An 18309-nucleotide genomic window follows, 5' to 3' on the forward strand; every position below is an offset into this window, starting at 1 on the left:
CGGGACGGGCGAATCCCGAGGAAATCGGGATTCGCTCGGTTGCTCGGGATCAGACCGGTTGCTCGTTGGAGGAGAGCCCCTTGCCGTCGCCGAGCGACGGCTCGGTGGAGATGGTCAAGTGGCTGAGGGCGGGGTCGTCGGTGCGGTGGTAGACGGTGCGGTGCGGGAAGGGAATCTCGATCCCGAGCTCATCAAAACGATTCTTCATGCGTCGGAGCAGTTCGCGCTTGACGGCCCACTGTTGCAAGGGGCGGGTCTTGATGAAGAACTTGATCATCACGGCCGAGTCGGCGAAGCCGTCGACGCCGAGCATGGTCGGGTCTTCGAGGATCAAGGGGCGGAACCGGGGATCCTGCCGCAGCTCCTTGCCCAGCTCGACGATCACGTCCATGACGCGGTCCACATCCTCCTTGTAGGCCACGCCGATATCGAACAGGGCGCGCGACCAGCCGTGGGTCATGTTGATGACCGAGGTGATCTGACCGTTCGGAATGAAGTGCAGGTTTCCCTCAATGTCGCGCAGCGCGGTCATTCGAAGGGTGATGCGCTCGACCTGCCCCGAGTGATCGTTGATGCGAACCACGTCGTTGAGCTTGTACTGATTCTCAAACAAGATCATGAAGCCATAAAAGAAGTCGGACACGAGATTCTGAGCGCCGAAGCTGATCGCCAGGCCAAGTACGGCCGCACCGCCGAGTAACGGGCCGATCGGCACGCCGGCGTAGTCGAGGCTCATGAGGATCGCGCCGATGAGGATGGCCGCCGACGAGGCGTTCTCGAAGACGCTCACCAGGGTTCTGGACCGGTCTTCCCGCTCGGCCAGCGATCCCCGGGTACTGCGCTGGGCGATGAGCGAGGCGACCCGGCTTCCGAAGCGATTGATCAGCCAGATCAAGAGCATGGCGATCCCAACAATCACGACGACGCCCGGCCCCCGCTCGACGAACCATCGTGAGAGGTTCTGCAGGGAGAAGGGATTGGTCGTTTCGCGCAAGGCGGCCTGGGCCAGTTCAAGCGCCAGGCGGGCCTCGGCGGCTTCTCGGATGACGGCCTCGCGGGCCTCGCTGATCAGGGCCCGTTCCTCGTGAACCTCTTGCAGGCGGGCGGTGCGTTCGCGGACCTCGGTGGTGGCGTCTCGAACGGCGCGGTCGGCCTCGGTGATGCGCTCGCGAAGCGCTTGGAGTTCTTCGCGAGGGGTATCGCTAAAGGTTTTTTCGCGGAACTCCTCGGACAGGACATTCCGGGTTTCCCGGGCGTTGTCGGCCTTGCGCTGGGCGGTGGCGAGCTGCTCACGAATCGAAGCGATCTTGCGCTCGATCAGTTGCAAGCGTTCGTCGAGCGACTGGGAACGGCGCTCGGCCTCGGCGGCGACATCGGCTCGGGTTGCGACTTCCTGCTGGGCTTTGGTCACTTCCTCCCGCACGGGGGTTTTGGCGGTCGGCTGGGCCTCCTTGGTGGTGGTGGCGGGCAAGCCGGGGAGACCGGGCAGGGTCGGGGTCAGGGCGGGCTCGGCGGCCTCGGGTTGAGCCGCCTCGGGTTCGGTGGAGGGGGCCGGGGGGGCGTCGGCCGGAGGGGCGTTGGCAGCCGGAGCGGGGGCCGGGGCGGGTTCGGTCGGAGGGTCGGCGGGGGATGGTTCGGGTTCGTCGCCCAGGAGTTCTCGAAGGCTTTGCTCGTCGGACTCGATGGCCTTGGAGAGGATCTCAACCTGTTCCCGAGCCGCCTTGCGTTCGCGGACTTCCAGCTCGAAGCGGTCCTTGGCCAGCTGGCGGCGTCGGGCCAGGTCGTCGAGCGTGGATTGGAGCTTGGCGACGTTCTCGGCGTCTTCGGCCTCGCGGGCCGCTTGCAGCGCCTTCTCGGTTTCGATGAATTCCTGATCAAGCTGGTTGAACTCTTGCTCGGCGCGGTGGTAATCGGAGTCGGGGCCGTCGTCGAGCAGGGCCTCTTGCTTCGCAAGCTCCTCGCGATTGGTCCGAAGAATCCGTTCGAGCCGAGCGATCATTTCGGCATCGTCGGCCTGAAAGCTGGTGGGCACGAGTGCCGGATTCTCGGCGGGATCGTCCGCCGGGGAATCGGCCTCGGGAGTTGCGGCGGCGGGGGGATCGGTTGGGGCAGGAGCGGGAACCGAGGACTCGTTGACCGCGCTCTCAGCCGGTGCGGGACGTTGCTCGGCGATGAGGGAATCGGGGAAGGCATCGAGCCCGTTGGCCTGGGAGAAGATGACCCCGGCCATCACGACCACTCCTCCGAAGGCCCGGGCCGATCGACTCGGTGATCTTGGAGTCGGGGAGTGAGAGGTGGGTGGCATGGTGTCGGTCCTTCGGTGTGCGAGGAGGATCGAAGATCGAGGAGCGCGCGTGCTCGGCTGGGACGGGTGATTGAGACGAGCGATGGGATCGGCCGGAGCGCAGGGGGGGCATCCGAGATCGAATCGCGGGTGGCCGGTGGTCTCGGGAGTGGTCCAAGCGGAGCCGCGCCGCGCCAGGTCACCCCGACCTGCCTGGCGTTGCCCAAGGGGGCTGCGAGCGTGTTCGGACAACGCGGCGAGGCGCGGTCCGATCAGGCCGAGACGTGGGCGATGGCTTCGGCTTCGGAGTCGAAGATGGGAGCGACCTGAGCGATGCCGATGATCCGGGCTCCGACCATGACATCGGGATCGAGGTTGCAGAGGGCCATCTTCCCCTGGTGTTGCTGAAGCAACCGGCCGAGGTTCAGCAGGGTCGCAAACGCGGTACTGCTGAGGTATCGGGTGTCTTGCAAATCGACGACAATCCGGGTTCGTTGATGCTGCTCCACCAGCGACCGGAGCTGAGAACCGAGCTCGACGGCCACCTCGGGATGGCGAATTTCCCGGGCCTTGAGACGAGCAACCGTGGCGTGATTCACATCCTCGGCGACGAACTGGGGCTCGAATGCGTCGGACATGAGCGGGCGGTTCCTGAACTTCGGGGAGTGGAGATCCCTGTTGGATGGATTTGACGATCGATGCTTCTACTGTAGCCCCCGTGAGGCCGGAACGCAACCGGCGGGGAGCCTTGCCGAGGGGCCTGGCATCTGGTAGTCCTGCATCGGGCGAAGGGTGGGCGGCAGGCCCGGTCATCGGCGAATTGGCCGGTCGGAATCCTTCGCTCGATCGTTCGTTCACGAATGCACGCGAACCCCTCTCCAAACCCAGCCCACGCGAGACTCACGCCATGACGCATCGAGCGAGCCGGCCCCTTTTGCTCGGCCTGGGAGCCCTGATCGCGCTGGCCCTTGGCGGATCGTCGGCCCTGGCCGGCGGCGCGCCAAAGCAGGATCGGCCGAACATCCTCTGGATCACCTGCGAGGACATTAGCCCGAACGTCGGCTGTTACGGCGACCCCTACGCGGTGACGCCGAACATCGACCGCCTGGCCTCGGAAGGGGTCCGATACACGAATGCCTTTGCCACGATCGGCGTCTGTGCCCCGGCCCGATCGACGATCATCACGGGGATGTTTCCGCCGTCGATCGGCACCCAGCACATGCGCTGCCAGGGCCAGTTGCCTGAGGAGGTTCGGTGCTACCCGGAGTACCTCCGGGACGTCGGATACTACTGCACCAACAACGTTAAAACCGATTATAATTTCACCCATCCCCCAGAGACCTGGGACGAGTCGAGCAACCGCGCCACGTACCGAAATCGAGACGAGGGGCAGCCGTTCTTCGCCATCTTCAATTTCACGAGCTGCCACGAGAGCCAGATCCGGCTTCCCGAAGCTCAGTACCAGGAACGCGTGGCCGACTTCACCCCCGACGAGCGTCACGACCCGTCGAAGGCCCCCGTCCCCCCCTATCACCCCGATACGCCGGCCGTTCGGCGCGACTGGGCCCGTTATGCCGACATGATTACCTTCATGGATAAACAGGTGGGGGAGCTGCTTCAGCAGCTCGAAGACGACGGCCTGGCCGACGACACCATCGTCTTCTTCTATTCCGACCACGGCGCGGGGATGCCTCGCGGCAAGCGTTGGCTCTACGATTCGAGCACTCGGGTGCCGTTCATCGTCCGCTTCCCCGAGAAGTACGCCCACCTGGCCCCGGCCGAAGCGGGGGAGACGACCGACCGGCTCATCAGCTTCGTGGACCTCGCGCCGACCGTCCTGAGCCTGGCGGGTGTTGAGATTCCCGAGTCCATGCAGGGCTCGGCCTTCCTCGGTGAGCAAGAGGCCGAACCGCGAAGTTATGTACATGGGTTCCGCGATCGGATGGACGAGCGCTACGACCTCTTGCGGATGGTCCGCGACAAGAAATACAAATACATCCGCAATTTTCTGCCGCAGATGCCCTATTTTCATCATCAGTATATTGGCTACATGTATGAGATGCCGACCATGAGGGACTGGCAAACTCTGGCCGATGCGGGGGCCTTGAATGGTCCTCCGGCGATCTTCATGACGATGGGGAAGCCAGCTGAGGAGCTTTACGACGTCGAGATCGATCCGTTCGAGGTGAACAACCTGGCCCTCGATCCCGAGTACCGCGGGACGCTCGACCGCTTGCGGGGCGAGTTGCGGCGCTGGCAGACGGAGATTGTCGATCTGGGCCTCCTGCACGAGGCCGACATGCGGACCCGGTTCGGCTCCGGATCGCCGTACGACGGGGCCAGGCGTGATCCGGCGAGCTATCCGATTGACCGCATCCTCGACGCCGCCGATCTGGCCAGTCGAAACGATCCCTCGGATGTGGCGACGCTGGCAGGATTGCTCGACGACACCGACCCGGGAATCCGCTGGTGGGGGGCGACGGGGCTGGCGATTCGGGGCACGTCGAGCCTGCCGGTGGCGGGGCGTCTGGTGGCCGCGCTGGACGACCCGAGCCCGTGGGTCCGGGTGGCCGCGGCCGATGCCCTCTGCCGCCTCGATCGGACGGACGAGGCGGTGGCCGCCTTGATTCCGGCGATGGCCGACGCGAACGACTGGGTCCGCCTGGCGGCAATCAACGTGCTGGATCGCCTTGACGATCGGGCGGCCGCGGCCGAGCCGTCGCTGAGGGCCGCGCTCGATGATCCCAATAATTATGTCGTGCGCGTGGCCGAACACGCGGTCGAGGCGTTCGACGAGGCCGAGTAACCAATCACCCTGGCTTCAAGCGTCCTGCGTCGATCCGCCGAGTTCCTCGGGATCGACGTAGGATCGCCCGGTGAGCCCGTCGGGCAGGCAGGTCATGGCCTGGCGGGCGGCCGGGTCGTCGTGGACGTATCGGTATCCCTTGCCATATCCGGCCGAGGCCATCAACGGCGTCACGGCGTTGCGCAAGTGGAGCGGCACGGGGACGTTTGCCGTCTCGGCGGCATCCTTCGCCGCGGCCTGGTAAGCCCGTTTCACCAGGTTCGACTTGGGAGCACGGGCCAGATAGAGGGTTGCCTGCGAGAGGGGATAAAGCGCCTCAGGCAAGCCGATCAGACGGGTGATTTCGGCTGCGGCGTGGGCCTGGACCATCGCGTTCGGATCGGCCAAACCCACATCTTCGCTGGCGAGAATGCAAAGCCGACGGGCGATGAAGACCGGATCGGCCCCCCCTTCGATCAGGCGGGCCAGCCAGTAGAGGGCGGCGTTGGCATCGGAATTCCGCAAACTTTTGATCAGAGCCGACGCCAGGTTGTAATGGTCTTCCCCACCCTTGTCGTAGGCGAATCGCGAGCGGCCGAGGGCCTCGACGATGGTGGATTCGTCCACGCGTCGTTTGCCGTCGTTGCCCGGCGCGATCGACAGCACGGCGGATTCGAGGGCGGAGAGGGCCACGCGCACATCGCCGCCGGAAAAGCGGGCCAGGCGCCCCAACTCGGCATCGGGCACGTCGGGATGGAGCGCGGCGAGGCCGCGATCGGCATCGTCGATCGCCCGGCGCAGCAGGGCCACGATCTGCGATTCGTCGAGCGGGTGGAGGATGACCGTCTTGCACCGAGAGAGCAAGGCGGCGTTGACCTCGAACGACGGGTTCTCGGTCGTCGCGCCCAGGAGCGTCACCGTCCCGTCCTCGACGGCAGGCAAGAGGGCGTCTTGCTGGCCTTTGTTGAAGCGGTGAATCTCATCGATGAATAAAAGCGTGTGCAAAAAGTGGCGGCGAGCGTCGCGGGCCTTCGCAATCGCCTCGCGCAACTCCTTCACCCCCGACAGCACGGCCGAGAGCGGGGCAAACCGGGTGCGGTCTCGGTGCGAGAGCAACCGCGCCAGGGTGGTCTTGCCCGTGCCGGGAGGCCCCCAGAGGATCATCGACGGAATTCGCCCCGACCCCTCGACCAGCCTGCGGAGCATCTTCCCGGGGCCGATCACATGCTCCTGGCCGACGAACTCGTCGAGCGACCGAGGGCGCATTCGATCGGCCAGCGGGGCGTTGGGATCGACGACGTCGAGGGCGTCGGCGTCGTCGTCGGGCTCGTCGAACAGGCTCTGGGTCTGCTCACGGGGCATGGCGGGGGCCTTGTGGTACGGTCAGGGCTTGGGGGCAGGTTCGGTCTCGGCCGCCGCGGGTTCCGCGGTGGGGACATCGGCATCGGCTGCGTCTTCGGGTTTCTCAAAAATGATGATGTGTTGCCAGGGGAGGAAGTCGAGGACTTCCTTGAGGCGGAAGCCGTTGGGCTCGACCTCGGCGCGGGCCTGGGCGATGGTCATCTTGTGCTCGGGCTTGATGGGAACGTTCGGGTCCTCTGCGCGAAACTCGACGAGCACGAGCCGACCGCCGGGCTTCAACGCGGCTCGGAGGCCGCGAAGCGTGGCCTCGGGATCGGAAACTTCGTGGTAGACGTCGACCATCAAGATCAGGTCAACCTCGCCGGCAGGAAGGCCGGGGTCGTCCTGGGTCACGAGCACGGGTTTGACGTTGGAGATTTGCGCCCGCCTGGCCCGCTGGTTGAGCATCCGGAGCATCTGCGGCTGCACGTCGGTGGCGTAGACGAGTCCCTCGGGCCCAACGCGCTCGGCCATCTTCAGGGCGTGATAGCCGACCCCCGCGCCGACGTCGGCAACGGTCATGCCCGGCTCGATCTTCAGCGAGTCGAGCATCTCGTCGGGCCGTTCCTCCTGCACCCGGGTGGGCCGCATCAACCAGTTGGCGCCGAGGTAGCTCATCACCTCGGCGATGACTCGACCGCGATAGGTGCCGTCGTGATGGTGATGATCGTCGTGGTCGTGGTCGTGGTCCTGCGATGCGGGCAGGTTGGCGGGTTTGCGGGCCTGCTGGGCCAGCGCGGGACCTGCCAGGAGCAGGAGCATCAGGACCAAACTCAGGCGAAGCGGCGATGCGAGGCGGGGCATGATGGTATCCTCTCGGCTCGGGATCGTCGAGGGACGGCAACCCGTTCCCCCAGCCGATCATGGTAGGCGACGATCGCCTCGGGGACCAGTCGAAGCGGAGAAAGGAGTAATCGGCATGGCGGCGCCTCGGCAGATCTGGACCGTTGGCTACGGCGCGTGGGCGGCCCCGGTGCGGGCCGATCGCCTGGTGAAGGCGCTGGCCGATCGCGGGATCACCCGGCTGGTCGATGTGCGGCTCGCTCCGTGCTCGGCCGACCTCGACCCGCAACGGACCTACGGACCCCGGGCCTGGCACCTGCAACCGGGAGACGCGGGGATCGTGGCCTTGCTCAAGCAATCAGGGATTGCGTATGAGTGGATTGTCGAACTGGGCAACCCGCAGCGGCAGGACCCGAGCATGGCCGTCTTGCGATCTCATCTGGCCGACCCCTCGGGCGACTGGCCCGTGCATCGCGGCCTGGCCCGCCTGGCCGATCGGGTCCGGGAACCGGGGGCGGTGGTCTGCCTGCTCTGTGCCTGCGCCGAGGCGAACCGGTGCCATCGAACCGTGATCGCAACGGCACTCAACGATCGGTTCTTCTCGGATGAGCTGGAGGTCGTTTCCGTAGTAGGCAGTAGGCAGTAGGCAGCAGGCAGTAAGGAAGTTGGGAGAAGGAAGACAGAGGGTGAGGGTCAGCGGAAGAAGGCGAGGACGATTTCCATGGCGATGAGAAGAATGATGATCAGTTCCAGGAACTCGGCGCGGCGGTGGCCGGCCTGAGAGAGGAGGAGGTCGTAGACGTTCCCCACGGTTTCGAGTTTGCGGCGGATCGAGTTCTGCCACTCGGAGAGGTGGAACCGGGCGGAGGCGAGGTCGTAGATGCGCACGAGATACTGATCGCCGATTAGCTTCAGGGCGTTGTCGGCCCGTTCGAACAGGCTGGTGGCCTCAATTTCCAGCTCGCGGACCTGGCGGACGGCGTCGTTGTGGGTGGGAGACCAGACCATCGGCAATCGGATGCGAGGGCGATCGGGGTGAATGGTGGCGTAGGCGCGCTCGATCCGGTCGTCGAGGCGGTCGTCGATGTGTCGGTATTCGAGCAGCTGAACATTGGCGAATTCGAGAACCTGGATCGTGTCGTCGCAATCGCGGTCGGCGACCACGGCGGCGGCCCAGTCGATCACGATGGCGTCGTTCGGGGCGTACGAGAGCGACAGGCGGGTGGCTTCCTGAATCTCCTGCGGCGACAGCGGGCCGGTTTCGAGCCGGACGAGCCCGGCCAGCCATTCCCGACGAGCGTCGAGCCAGCCGGGAGTGGCCTCGCCGAGCTGGAAGATGACGTATTCCTCGCTCAGATCGCTCACCTCGAACTCGCTGACGACCGGCCGGATGCGGTCGAGCCAGGGGGCGAGCACCAGTCGGGCCGAGGCGGTCAGATCGGTCGGTTCGGCCAGTTCTCCGGCGAGCGCGAGCAGCTCGTCGGGCGTCATGCTGACCGGGAACCGGAAGACGAGGGAGATGGCTCCGAAGTCGAACAGAGAGAGGTCGGCGCGGGCCGGCTCGACCAATCGGGCCGGGGCCGGCAGGGCCACTCCCGAGGCGTCGAGTGCCAGCCGAAGCGGGGCGGGACGGTATCGGATCGATTCGGGGGTCCGACGCCTTCGCGCCAGGCCGCCGGCCTCTCCCGAGAGCAACGGCCGGGCGCGCTCCAGGTCGATCTCGTAGCCGAGATCGAAGGCAAAGGCCAGGTGGATCATCGCGTTCATTGGTGAGTCAGCGTCCATGAGCGGCGAGCGTCCAGAGGTCGGGGGGAAGGTGGCGGGATCACGATCTCGCCAGGGTTTCGGGTTCGTGCGAACGCCACCACGAGTCGGCGGCGGCGGCATCCCAGTGCCTGGCACAGGAGCAGGCGGCGAGGGCCTGTTCCAGGGCTTCGGCCGTCGGGAACCGACGAAGCGGGTCCTTGGCCAGGCAGCGGAGGACGACCTGCTCCAGATCGTCCGGCACGGTCTTGTGGATCTGAGACGGAGGGGTGACCGGCTCTCTTGCGACGGCTGCCATCACCTGCAAGGGGGTTTCTCCCAGGTGCGGCGGTCGGCCGGTCAGCAGGTAGTAGGCGACGGCGCCGAGGGCGTAAAGATCGCTCCGAAGGTCGAGCTTCGGGTCGCCGGTTGCCTGTTCGGGAGACATGTAAAGCGGTGTGCCAGTGACCACGTCGAGCCGGTCGATCCCAGGGTCGGCGTCGGGATCGGCCTGATCGCTGCCGGCGGTCTTGACCAGGCCGAAGTCGAGGACCTTGGTCACGTCGCAGCGCCCTCCGCGGATGGCGGCAACGAGGTTCGCCGGTTTCAGGTCGCGGTGGATCATCCCGGCCGAGTGGGCCTCGGCCAGCGAGTCGCACGCCTGGCGGAGCAGGTAGACGACACGGCCGGGATCGAGCGGCCCGTGGCGTTCGACCAGCGTGTCGAGTGGTAGACCGCGCAGGTATTCCATCACATAATAGAACGTACCGTCCTCGGTTCGGCCGTAGTCATAGACCTCGATCGTGTTCCAGTGGGTCAGGCGGGCCATGGCGCGCACTTCCTGCTCGAACCGTCGCAAGGCGACCGGGTCGCCCGCCCGGTCGGGCCGGATGAGCTTGATCGCGCAGGGACGTTTCAAGAGCTTGTGCTCGGCCAGGTGCACTTCTCCCATGCCGCCACCGCCGATGCGGCCTCGCAAGACATACTGGCCGAGCCGGCGAGCCTCGAAGGCCTCGACCCGCAAGGCGTTGATCAGGTGGGTGCCGTAGACGGCGATCAGGACCGAGAGGAACAGGATCAGCAGGTTGGTCGAAATCTGTTCGAAGGTCGCCAGTTGCTCGACCATCGACCGACGGCCGGCGGTCCGAATCATCACCGACATCTGCACCAAGCCCGTGATCGAGAAGATCAGGCCGACGGCAATGGCGGCCCGTCGCCAGGTGTTCGGAATGAACAGACCATAGAGAATGATCACAATCATCACATAGATGACCGTCATCTCGACGCTGGCGATCAGGCGCCCGGCGGCCTGAACCAGAGCGCTGATGGTTTCCTGATCGGCCGGGGTTCGGCTGGCAAGCGCATTGCGAATAACGGTATCGCCCCGCTCGATCCAACGCGTGGTCGAGGCGAAGTGCAAGGTTCCAAAGAAGGCCAGGGCCGTACTGAACAGGGCGAACTCGAACTGCCGGAGCCGACGCATCGACCAGTCGTTCCGCTCCGAGAGCAAGGCGATCACCGCCCCCTGCGTCACCAGAGCCACGGCGTGAAAGATCCGGACGAACAGGGTGACCCCGGCGGATTCCGTGTCGAGAAACTGATTCCGGACGAAAAAGGCGCCGAAGCCCGACAGCAAGATGATGGCCACGGCCCTGAGCCGAACCCGGAGCAAGAGCCGCGTCTCGTCCGACAGGTCGAGCGCCCCTTCCACCACCTCGACCGGTCGGCCGTCCTGAGGGATCTGGCTGCCCGAGTCCGGAGCGTGGTCGGTCGAATCGCCGCGCTCGATCGCCTGCGCCGTGGCCAGGTCGAGGGTTTCGGCCAGTCGATCGGTTGAGGGCAGCGGACGCTCGGCTCGGGACGATTCCATCAGTGCGGCTCGGAGAGTCGTTCGATCGAGGGAAGGGAATTGCCAGGGGAGGCAACGGCCCGACGCGGGACTCGAACGTCGGGGGATTGGGTCCGAACGGGGGGGAGAGAGGGGCCGAGCGATCTCGGTCAAAACGTGGCCGACTCGTCGGGCTGGCCGCTCAGCTGCTTTGCCAGATACGGCCCAGAACAACCGGACCGCATCAGGAGGGGTCCGAAGATCCCTCGGGGCTGACCCGAACGCTTCGTGCCCTGACGATCATCCGAACCGCGACTCCCGGTTGCAACGCCAGGGCGTCGGCCGACTCGGTCGTGATGCTCACACGCCATCGTACCGCGCCGGAGGTGACAACGACCTCGGTCAAGGGGCCAAGGGAGACACAGCGCTCGACCGTTCCGGGAATCAGGTTCCGCGCACTGAGCCCGCCTACCGGCCCGACCAGCAAGACAATGTCCTCGGCGGGGACCGAAATCAGCACGTCGGTCCCGATCGGGCGATCAAGCCTCGGGACGATCAGGTCGGGGCCGCCGTCGATGGCCAGCCGGGTTGAAGGGTCCTCGTGATCGACCACCACCCCCCGGAGGCTGGTCGATCCAGAGCCGACCGGCGGCGATCCGTTCTCCTCGGTCGTCAGCTCCGATCGCCGGTTCCGCAAAACCGCGCTCGGGGGGCCTTCGGCGACGATCCGACCGCCTTCGAGGATCAGCAACCGATCACCCAGGCGCACGGCCTCGGCCGGGCTGTGGGTGACGTAAAGCACCGGCACCCCTTCGCGGCGCTGGATGCGGCGGAGACGATCGACCAGGGCGTCTCGGGCGTCCAGATCGAGGGCGCTGAACGGCTCGTCGCAGAGCAGCAGCTCCGGCCTCGGTGCCAGAGCCCGGGCGAGTGCCACTCGCTGCCGCTCTCCTCCCGAAAGGGTGCCCGGCCGCCGATCGAGCAAGCCCTCGACCCCGCAGAGCGCTGCCACCTCGGCCACCCGATCGCGGGCCTTGGGTTTCGACCAACCGACGAGGCCAAACTGGAGGTTCCCGGCGACGCTCAGATGAGGAAAGAGTCGATCGTGCTGGAAGATCATGCCGATCCGTCGCGTCCGCAGCGGCTCGCAGATCCGCGATGGCCGATCGAACAGAACCCGGCCGCCGAGGCTCACCCGTCCTTCGTCAGGTTGATGAAGCCCCGCGATCAGCCGGAGCAAGCTGGTTTTCCCCGCCCCCGACCGCCCGAACAGCACGACCACCTCGCGGCCGATGCTCACGGTTGCGTCGAGGAGCAACCCCGAATGCACCCGATGCCGGACGACGACCTCCAGCATTGGGAGGTCACCACCCGGGGAGAGATGCGCAGGGGTCGAGGAGGGATGCTCCCCGTCGATCCGTCCCGAAGGTTCGGGAGGATCGGCGCGGGGGGTTCCTCGGTTCCTCAGGGAAAGGGAGTCATTCATCGGTCCGACTTCAAGGGCGTGCGCCTCGGTTCGGTTGAGCCGGGCATAACCCGATTGACCACGATCAAGAGAACGATGGCGACCGAGGCGATCAGGGCCGAGAGCCAGGCGGCGTTGGCCGGTTGACCGGCCTCGACCGAATCATAGATGGCCATGGCGGCGGTGCGGGTGCGGCCGGGAATATCGCCGGCGACCATCAACGAGGCGCCGAAGTCTCCCAGGGCTCGGGCGAAGGCGAGCAAGGCCCCGGCCAGCAGTCCTCGCCAGGCCAGCGGAAGCGTCACTCGGAGCAAGACGCTTGCGTCCCGGCGACCGAGCAATCGGGCCGCGTTCTCCAGGTCCGGGTCCACCGCCTCGATCGCCCCCCGAGCCGGCAGCAGGAACAACGGAAACGCCGCCACCGTCGCCGCGATCACCAAGCCTGTCCAGTGGAAGACCGGCACCCCGCCGAACACGCCTTCCAGCACCTTCCCAATCGGCCCCTGTCGGCCGAGCAGGAGCAGGAGAACGTAGCCGAGGACCGTCGGCGGCAGGACCAGGGGGAGCGTCATGATTCCCATGATCAACCCCTTGCCCGGAAACCGCCCCCGGGCCAGCAGAATCGCCATCGGCAGACCGACGACGACCACCGCCAGAGTCGCCAGGAGCGCGACCCGGATCGACAGCAGCAACGGCCCGATCGTCTCGATGCTCACCACCACGCGATTGATCGCTCGCCCGAATCCGAATCGAACCGAACCGCATCGTCGCTCCCGAGTCTCGCTCGATGCGATCTCCTGCGACTTCCATCCGAATCAAATGATGCGCTCTGGGTGGCCCCGGTTGCTCGCCAACCGGGGCGGCGCAGCCGCGAGAGGCGGTGGCAGGCCCCACCGAGACAGCTCGTCGCTCCGCGACCCCGGTTGACGAGCAATCGGGGCCACCCAGGACGAGGGGGACGCATCATTCTTCGAAGGGAAGCGATACTACCCTAACCGCCCGCTCCGAACCGGGAAACCCCCGCCCGACGCGCGACGACTTCCGCCGCGCTGTGGACCTCGACCACCCCCGACCGCGATGATGGCGTTCCTGGGGCCGTCTTTCATCCTGACGAGCCCCACCCCGCACCCCTCCCTTTGTCGAAGGAGACCTTCCGTCCATGTCCCGCGAAGCGACTCTCAAGCGCGTGCTCGATTGCGGCATCGTGGCCGTCGTCCGATCCGAATCCGGCGAACAACTGGCCGACGTGGTCCGAGCCCTGGCCGATGGCGGCGTGACGGCCGCCGAGATCACCTTCACCGTCCCCGACGCGACCGAGGTGATCCGGGTCGTCCGCAAGGCGCTCGGCGATCGGATCGTGCTGGGAGCCGGCACCGTTCTCGATCCCGAGACCGCCCGCGCTGCCCTCTTGGCCGGGGCCGAGTTCCTCGTCTCGCCGACGGTCAACACCGAGGTCATCCGCCTCTGCCGGCGCTACGACAAGGCCATCATGCCCGGCGCCTTCACCCCGACCGAGGTCCTGACCGCCTGGGAAGCCGGCGCCGACATCGTCAAGGTCTTCCCCGCCGACGTTGGCGGCCCCGGCTACCTGAAGGCCCTGCGCGGCCCCCTGCCCCAGGTCCGCGTCATGCCCACCGGCGGCGTCGATCTGAACACGGCCGAATCCTTCTTGAAGGCCGGCGCCTGCTGCCTTGGCGTTGGTTCCTCGATGGTCGAACCCGAAGCGATCCGCACTGGCAATCTCGATCGCCTCCGCTCCCTCGCCGAGCAATACGTCGCCATCGTCCGCAAGTTCCGGGGCCAATAACTGCCTGGTCACCGAGCTTCGTCTCGACAAGGATTCTTTCCCGAGAGGTTGCACACACAGGGAGAACGCACGCATCATTCCATTGTCAGATAGCCCATTTTTCCAGATTCTGATGGCGTAGGTCGGCCAGATGCATAATTGCTAATTTTCGATGAATCGAGACGCCTAGCGCCCTCTGTTTGGATCTATGCGGCAGACAGAAAATCATGCCTAATTTTATGGGGAATTTGCAGGCCCTACACGAATGAGGTAGACGACCTGGGGCGACCCTTCGCCTACCTCAAGGCTTTGCTGGTGCGGCTGCCGAACCACCCGGAGACCGACTCTCGGGGCTGCTGCCCGACGCGTGGTTCGCTGCCCAGCCGGGCATGGGATGCGAGGTAAATCATAGAAAATGCCAACGCATGTTAGCTGGCTGCTGGACTCGTTTCTGGTCCGGTTATAGTATGCGGTGTGGGAGGCCGTTAACCGTCACAATACTAAAGCGCAACAGATTCGTGAAAGGACTTTGCAAATGTCTAGAAGAATTGCAACTTTGTTCTCTTCGTTTGCTTTGTTCCTACCTGTGGGTGGGTGGCTATACGCGTCTGCCCTCGATGTACCCGAACCGGGCGAGATCGAGAAGATGAAGGAGGCGGGTACCCACGAGGAGAGGCTTGCGAGGGCGAGCTGGATGCAGCCTCATCGATTCGACGAAGGGCTCCGGCAACGTGCGTCCTACAAGGTCCAGAAGGCTGGGTTCGAGGCCGGTGGTCGATCACAACCCCGTCCGGGTCGCAGAGGGGGATTCGGGGGTCCTCAACTGGCGTTCCCGTTCACCAAGGACCCGGAGTTGAAGTCCAAAGGAACCGTTCGCACGCTGACGGTCCCCATCGAGTTCAAAGACTACCGTGCATCCTTTTCATTGCCTGGTCTTACCCCCTCTCAGATCCACCAGAACATCTACGGAAGCGGGACTGAAGCGGCGCAGAAATACTTCCCTTATGAGAGCGTGAACGCCTACTACCGACGAGCCTCTCAGGGGCGTGTCGAACTGCGAGGCGATGTGCTCGATTGGTTCCTCTTACCGGGAAAACGCGCCGATTATGAACCCGCAGTGGCACCGGAGGGACCGGATCAGAACCTGCAACAGGCCAGGCTGGATTGCCAGGCGATCTTCGACATGGTCACTGCTTCGATGGAGGCAGCGGACGATGAGTTCGACTACGCCCAGTACGACAATGACAACGACGGCGACATCGATCTGGTCACCATCCTGTACACTGGCCCGCATACGGGGTGGTACGGCTTCTGGTGGGCCTATCAGTGGAACTTCCAGAAATTCGTCGAGGAAGCCAAACACCGGCTATTCGACGGAAAGCGGTTGAACCAGTTCGTCTTCCAGTTTGTCAAGACACGCGATAATGGGGCTGACTTCAATCCGCACACCTTGATCCACGAGATGGGCCATGCCTTCGGCCTCCCCGACTATTACGACTACAAGAGCGGCAAGGGGCCGGACGGCGGAATCGGCTCCCTCGACATGATGGATGGCAACTGGGGGAACCACAACGCCTTCAGCCGCTGGCTCCTCGATTGGATCGAGCTCGAAGTGATCGGATCGGGGCCTCCCAAAACGGTTTCTCTGGTCGCCGCGGGCTCCCAAGAGCCGGGCCCGAAGGGGGTTGCGGTCTTCCCGGGACTATCTCGAAGAAATGCTCCAGATCAGGAAATGTTCATTGCGGAATATCGAGCTCAGGTCGGTAACGATGAGGGAGAAGGATCGATCCCGGGCAGAGGGCTTCTGATCTGGCATGTCGATGCGAGTGTCGACACCGACGAGGACGAATTCTCTTACGACAATTCCTACACGAACCGGAAGCTGATTCGCCTCGTCCGTGCCGACTCGCCCGAGGACTTCTGTGAGGGCGAGAGGGCTGGGCCGGACACATTCTTCTCGGTTGGGCAATCCTTCGCCCCGCCCAGTTCGAACAACTACGAGGGGCTCCCGACGAACGTCTTCGTGAGCGGCCTGCGTGAGAACGATGGCCTGATGATCGCGAGCGTCGGCTTCCAGCAGGAGCCCGAAGCATCCGGAGACCGGCGGATCACAGGCTCGGAGACGAGGGATGACGTGTCCGGCAGGCTGGCAGTCGCTGCAGCTCGATCGATCCAGGTCGGCGATCGCTCCCCAGAACCGAGCGGGCAGCCACCGATCGATCTGGATTCTCTGGAACAATTCGATCAGGCGTGTTCGGATGCAAAGGTAGAGGAGCTTCTCGAAGTCTACTTTCAACTCCGACCGGCTTTCTCCGTCGGTGAACCTTATCCGCCGCAAGTGATGGTCGCAACCCTCGCTGGTAATATCCTCTCGGGTTTCAAGATCGAGGACAATCCCGAACGAATCGTCTTGCAAGATGAACTCGGTGAGCGGAGGGCGATCCGGAGGGAGGATGTCGATGAATTGCAAGACATCGACCTCTCGCGGAAGGTACCCAAGGGTTTCGACGATCAGGTGTGGGTCAATCTGATCGGTTACCACGCGGATCCGGGAAGGATCGGCCAGTCTGTGCTCCTCGGTCAGACCCTGCTCGTGAACCTAGCCCAGAAGAATGGGAAGGCAGCGGTCGAAGCCTTAGTAAATTATCCTACATATGAGTTTGTTCGAGAGACGTTCCCCCTTGTCATGGAGGCCTGGGCCCATCAGGATCCGGAGGGCGCGCTCGCCTGGTATATCAACGATCGTGACGGCGGTTTATGGGGAGCCGACAAGTTAGTCGCGGGAACCAAATTCGCCGAGGAGGTCTTCGAGTCGATCGCGCTGAAGGATCGGGCACGGGCAATCGCCATGGTCGACCAACTCCAAGTTGCGGCTGATCTCTGGGGTGCGATGCGTGGTGTCCGCAAGTCGACCGAGAGTTTCGGCGGCCCCCTCGACGAGGTTGATCGGCAACTGATGGCTTTGGACACCAATGGTGGCAAGCTCAGGGCAATGGCTCGTTTGGGCGGCCCGTTCTATGGCGAGAACATTGTCGAAACCACCGCCTCCAACGACCAGTTCTCGACGTTCGTCGCTGCCATCAAGGCCGCTGACCTGGCAGGAACGCTCCAAAGCGAAGGCCCATTCACGGTCTTCGCTCCGACGGACGAAGCCTTCGCGCAGCTGCCTGAAGGCACTCTCGAAGCCTTGCTGAAGCCCGAGAACAAAGAAATGTTGGTTAAGATCCTGACCTACCACATTGTCCCGGGCAAGGTCATGGCCGCTGACGTCGTCAAGCTCGATGGCAAGAAGGTTGACACCGCCGCCGGCGCCAAGGCGACCATCTGGGTTGACGGGAGCAGGGTCATGGTCGACAAGGCCAAGGTCGTTAAATCCGATATCGAGGCCGAGAATGGTGTGATCCACGTCATCGATAAAGTCATCCTGCCGCCGTCCGAGTGATTCTTCGCCTCCAATCGTCCCCTCCTGCTTCCGGGCCGGAGGGGCGAGATGGATCTCCGGGAGGAATGTCTCGTCCACATGGCCATTGGTCGGATTGCAGTCAATTCACAAAGACTGCGCATAACGCCCGATCGGGACTGCACATCTTCGCTGTAGAGAGGGTATTACGGCTTCGAACGTGCTGCTCGCCTCGTTTACCAATGCCCTTCGTCTCGAACGGCGGACGGGTACTACAGGACGCCTGAAAAGCAGGCGTGCAGAGCATCGCGTTTCTGTCCGGAACGGCGTGCCCCCGCACATGGTCGCCGCGATCAAACTCAAAAGGCTTCTGCGTGCGTTGATCTGACAATACGACGTGCCTTTCGAGGTGGCCGCAGCCCCTCGCCGGCGGGATTGGTGATCATGTGGCCGCACCTGATCCGACTCTGAACGATTTTCACTCGCGGTCTGTGAATGAGTCCGCCGCAAGGTAAAGAGGAGCCGTTGTTGGTCAAAGGGCTGGTCGGGCTGATCACGACCCGTCCCGATCGGGCACCCTGCAACGGAAACGGCGCGCCGCCCGCCGGTCGCGGCACGCGATCGAGGGCCGGCGGTCGGGGCCGGCTTCCGACGGCCACCCCGAGATCATCTCAAGCCGTGTAACCGGCCGCGACGATAAACCCGTTGAAACCGGACCTCGGAATGATCGACCGGCTTCCCTGCGCGGCGGTTTTGCCGGCGGGGGAAGCCACCGAGGAATCCAAAACGCAGATCCGAAGCGGACTCCGCAAAGGCGTCGGCCAGGGAAGGCCA

11 protein-coding genes and 2 pseudogenes are annotated in these 18309 nt (G+C 64.6%); 5 read left to right on the forward strand and 8 right to left on the reverse strand.

Annotated elements, in window-relative coordinates; genetic code table 11:
* Positions 1-49 precede the first annotated feature (49 nt).
* The gene (locus tag GA615_RS25880; protein WP_161602571.1) at positions 50-2305 is read right to left on the reverse strand and encodes a mechanosensitive ion channel family protein; all 2256 of its coding nucleotides are present in this window, start codon (positions 2303-2305) and stop codon (positions 50-52) included.
* A gap of 251 nt (positions 2306-2556) precedes the next feature.
* The gene (locus GA615_RS25885; RefSeq protein ID WP_152054244.1) at positions 2557-2922 is read right to left on the reverse strand and encodes an STAS domain-containing protein; all 366 of its coding nucleotides are present in this window, start codon (positions 2920-2922) and stop codon (positions 2557-2559) included.
* A gap of 269 nt (positions 2923-3191) precedes the next feature.
* Between GA615_RS25885 and GA615_RS25890 the strand changes: the two genes are divergently transcribed.
* Positions 3192-5090: a sulfatase-like hydrolase/transferase gene (locus tag GA615_RS25890; protein WP_161602572.1), complete on the forward strand. Its 1899-nt coding sequence runs from the start codon at positions 3192-3194 to the stop codon at positions 5088-5090.
* 15 nt (positions 5091-5105) lie between these two features.
* On the opposite strand, the gene GA615_RS25895 is transcribed toward GA615_RS25890, so the two are convergent.
* Together GA615_RS25895 and GA615_RS25900 are read right to left on the reverse strand one after the other, a co-directional pair.
* On the reverse strand, positions 5106-6431 hold the full coding sequence (locus GA615_RS25895; RefSeq protein WP_152054246.1) for a replication-associated recombination protein A: 1326 nt from the start codon (positions 6429-6431) through the stop codon (positions 5106-5108).
* Between the two features lie 21 nt (positions 6432-6452).
* Positions 6453-7274, reverse strand: a complete 822-nt coding sequence (locus GA615_RS25900; RefSeq protein ID WP_201750326.1) for a class I SAM-dependent methyltransferase — start codon at positions 7272-7274, stop codon at positions 6453-6455.
* Positions 7275-7389: 115 nt separating this feature from the next.
* Between GA615_RS25900 and GA615_RS25905 the strand changes: the two genes are divergently transcribed.
* Complete coding sequence (locus tag GA615_RS25905) at positions 7390-7899, forward strand: DUF488 domain-containing protein (protein WP_161602573.1); 510 nt, start codon at positions 7390-7392, stop codon at positions 7897-7899.
* 47 nt (positions 7900-7946) lie between these two features.
* On the opposite strand, the gene GA615_RS25910 is transcribed toward GA615_RS25905, so the two are convergent.
* From GA615_RS25910 to modB, 4 genes are all read right to left on the reverse strand, one after another.
* Positions 7947-9020 carry a hypothetical protein gene (locus tag GA615_RS25910; protein WP_152054248.1) on the reverse strand — a complete coding sequence of 358 codons (1074 nt, stop codon included), beginning with the start codon at positions 9018-9020 and terminating at the stop codon, positions 7947-7949.
* A gap of 58 nt (positions 9021-9078) precedes the next feature.
* The gene (locus GA615_RS25915) at positions 9079-10866 is read right to left on the reverse strand and encodes a serine/threonine-protein kinase (protein ID WP_152054249.1); all 1788 of its coding nucleotides are present in this window, start codon (positions 10864-10866) and stop codon (positions 9079-9081) included.
* A gap of 202 nt (positions 10867-11068) precedes the next feature.
* Positions 11069-12310 carry a molybdenum ABC transporter ATP-binding protein gene (locus GA615_RS25920; RefSeq protein ID WP_152054250.1) on the reverse strand — a complete coding sequence of 414 codons (1242 nt, stop codon included), beginning with the start codon at positions 12308-12310 and terminating at the stop codon, positions 11069-11071.
* Positions 12307-13011 carry a molybdate ABC transporter permease subunit gene (gene modB / locus GA615_RS25925; RefSeq protein ID WP_235905683.1) on the reverse strand — a complete coding sequence of 235 codons (705 nt, stop codon included), beginning with the start codon at positions 13009-13011 and terminating at the stop codon, positions 12307-12309. The genes GA615_RS25920 and modB overlap by 4 nt, the downstream gene beginning before the upstream one ends.
* A gap of 437 nt (positions 13012-13448) precedes the next feature.
* Between modB and GA615_RS25930 the strand changes: the two genes are divergently transcribed.
* From GA615_RS25930 to GA615_RS28800, 3 genes and pseudogenes are all read left to right on the forward strand, one after another.
* Positions 13449-14096, forward strand: a complete 648-nt coding sequence (locus tag GA615_RS25930) for a bifunctional 4-hydroxy-2-oxoglutarate aldolase/2-dehydro-3-deoxy-phosphogluconate aldolase (RefSeq protein ID WP_152054251.1) — start codon at positions 13449-13451, stop codon at positions 14094-14096.
* Between the two features lie 673 nt (positions 14097-14769).
* Positions 14770-15879: pseudogene (locus GA615_RS28795) on the forward strand (M6 family metalloprotease domain-containing protein); the annotation flags it as partial.
* Positions 15880-17097: 1218 nt separating this feature from the next.
* Positions 17098-17517, forward strand: a pseudogene (locus GA615_RS28800) (fasciclin domain-containing protein); the annotation flags it as partial.
* Between the last annotated feature and the right edge of the window lie 792 nt (positions 17518-18309).

Source organism: Tautonia marina, from assembly GCF_009177065.1.
Lineage (GTDB): Bacteria > Planctomycetota > Planctomycetia > Isosphaerales > Isosphaeraceae > Tautonia > Tautonia marina.

What these genes read in the sequence shown, in the direction of transcription:
- GA615_RS25880 (WP_161602571.1), bottom strand. Translation starts at nt 2,305, where the DNA reads ATGCCACCCACCTCTCACTCCCCGACTCCAAGATCACCGAGTCGATCG.
- GA615_RS25885 (WP_152054244.1), bottom strand. Translation starts at nt 2,922, where the DNA reads ATGTCCGACGCATTCGAGCCCCAGTTCGTCGCCGAGGATGTGAATCAC.
- GA615_RS25890 (WP_161602572.1), top strand. Translation starts at nt 3,192, where the DNA reads ATGACGCATCGAGCGAGCCGGCCCCTTTTGCTCGGCCTGGGAGCCCTG.
- GA615_RS25895 (WP_152054246.1), bottom strand. Translation starts at nt 6,431, where the DNA reads ATGCCCCGTGAGCAGACCCAGAGCCTGTTCGACGAGCCCGACGACGAC.
- GA615_RS25900 (WP_201750326.1), bottom strand. Translation starts at nt 7,274, where the DNA reads ATGCCCCGCCTCGCATCGCCGCTTCGCCTGAGTTTGGTCCTGATGCTC.
- GA615_RS25905 (WP_161602573.1), top strand. Translation starts at nt 7,390, where the DNA reads ATGGCGGCGCCTCGGCAGATCTGGACCGTTGGCTACGGCGCGTGGGCG.
- GA615_RS25910 (WP_152054248.1), bottom strand. Translation starts at nt 9,020, where the DNA reads ATGAACGCGATGATCCACCTGGCCTTTGCCTTCGATCTCGGCTACGAG.
- GA615_RS25915 (WP_152054249.1), bottom strand. Translation starts at nt 10,866, where the DNA reads ATGGAATCGTCCCGAGCCGAGCGTCCGCTGCCCTCAACCGATCGACTG.
- GA615_RS25920 (WP_152054250.1), bottom strand. Translation starts at nt 12,310, where the DNA reads ATGAATGACTCCCTTTCCCTGAGGAACCGAGGAACCCCCCGCGCCGAT.
- GA615_RS25930 (WP_152054251.1), top strand. Translation starts at nt 13,449, where the DNA reads ATGTCCCGCGAAGCGACTCTCAAGCGCGTGCTCGATTGCGGCATCGTG.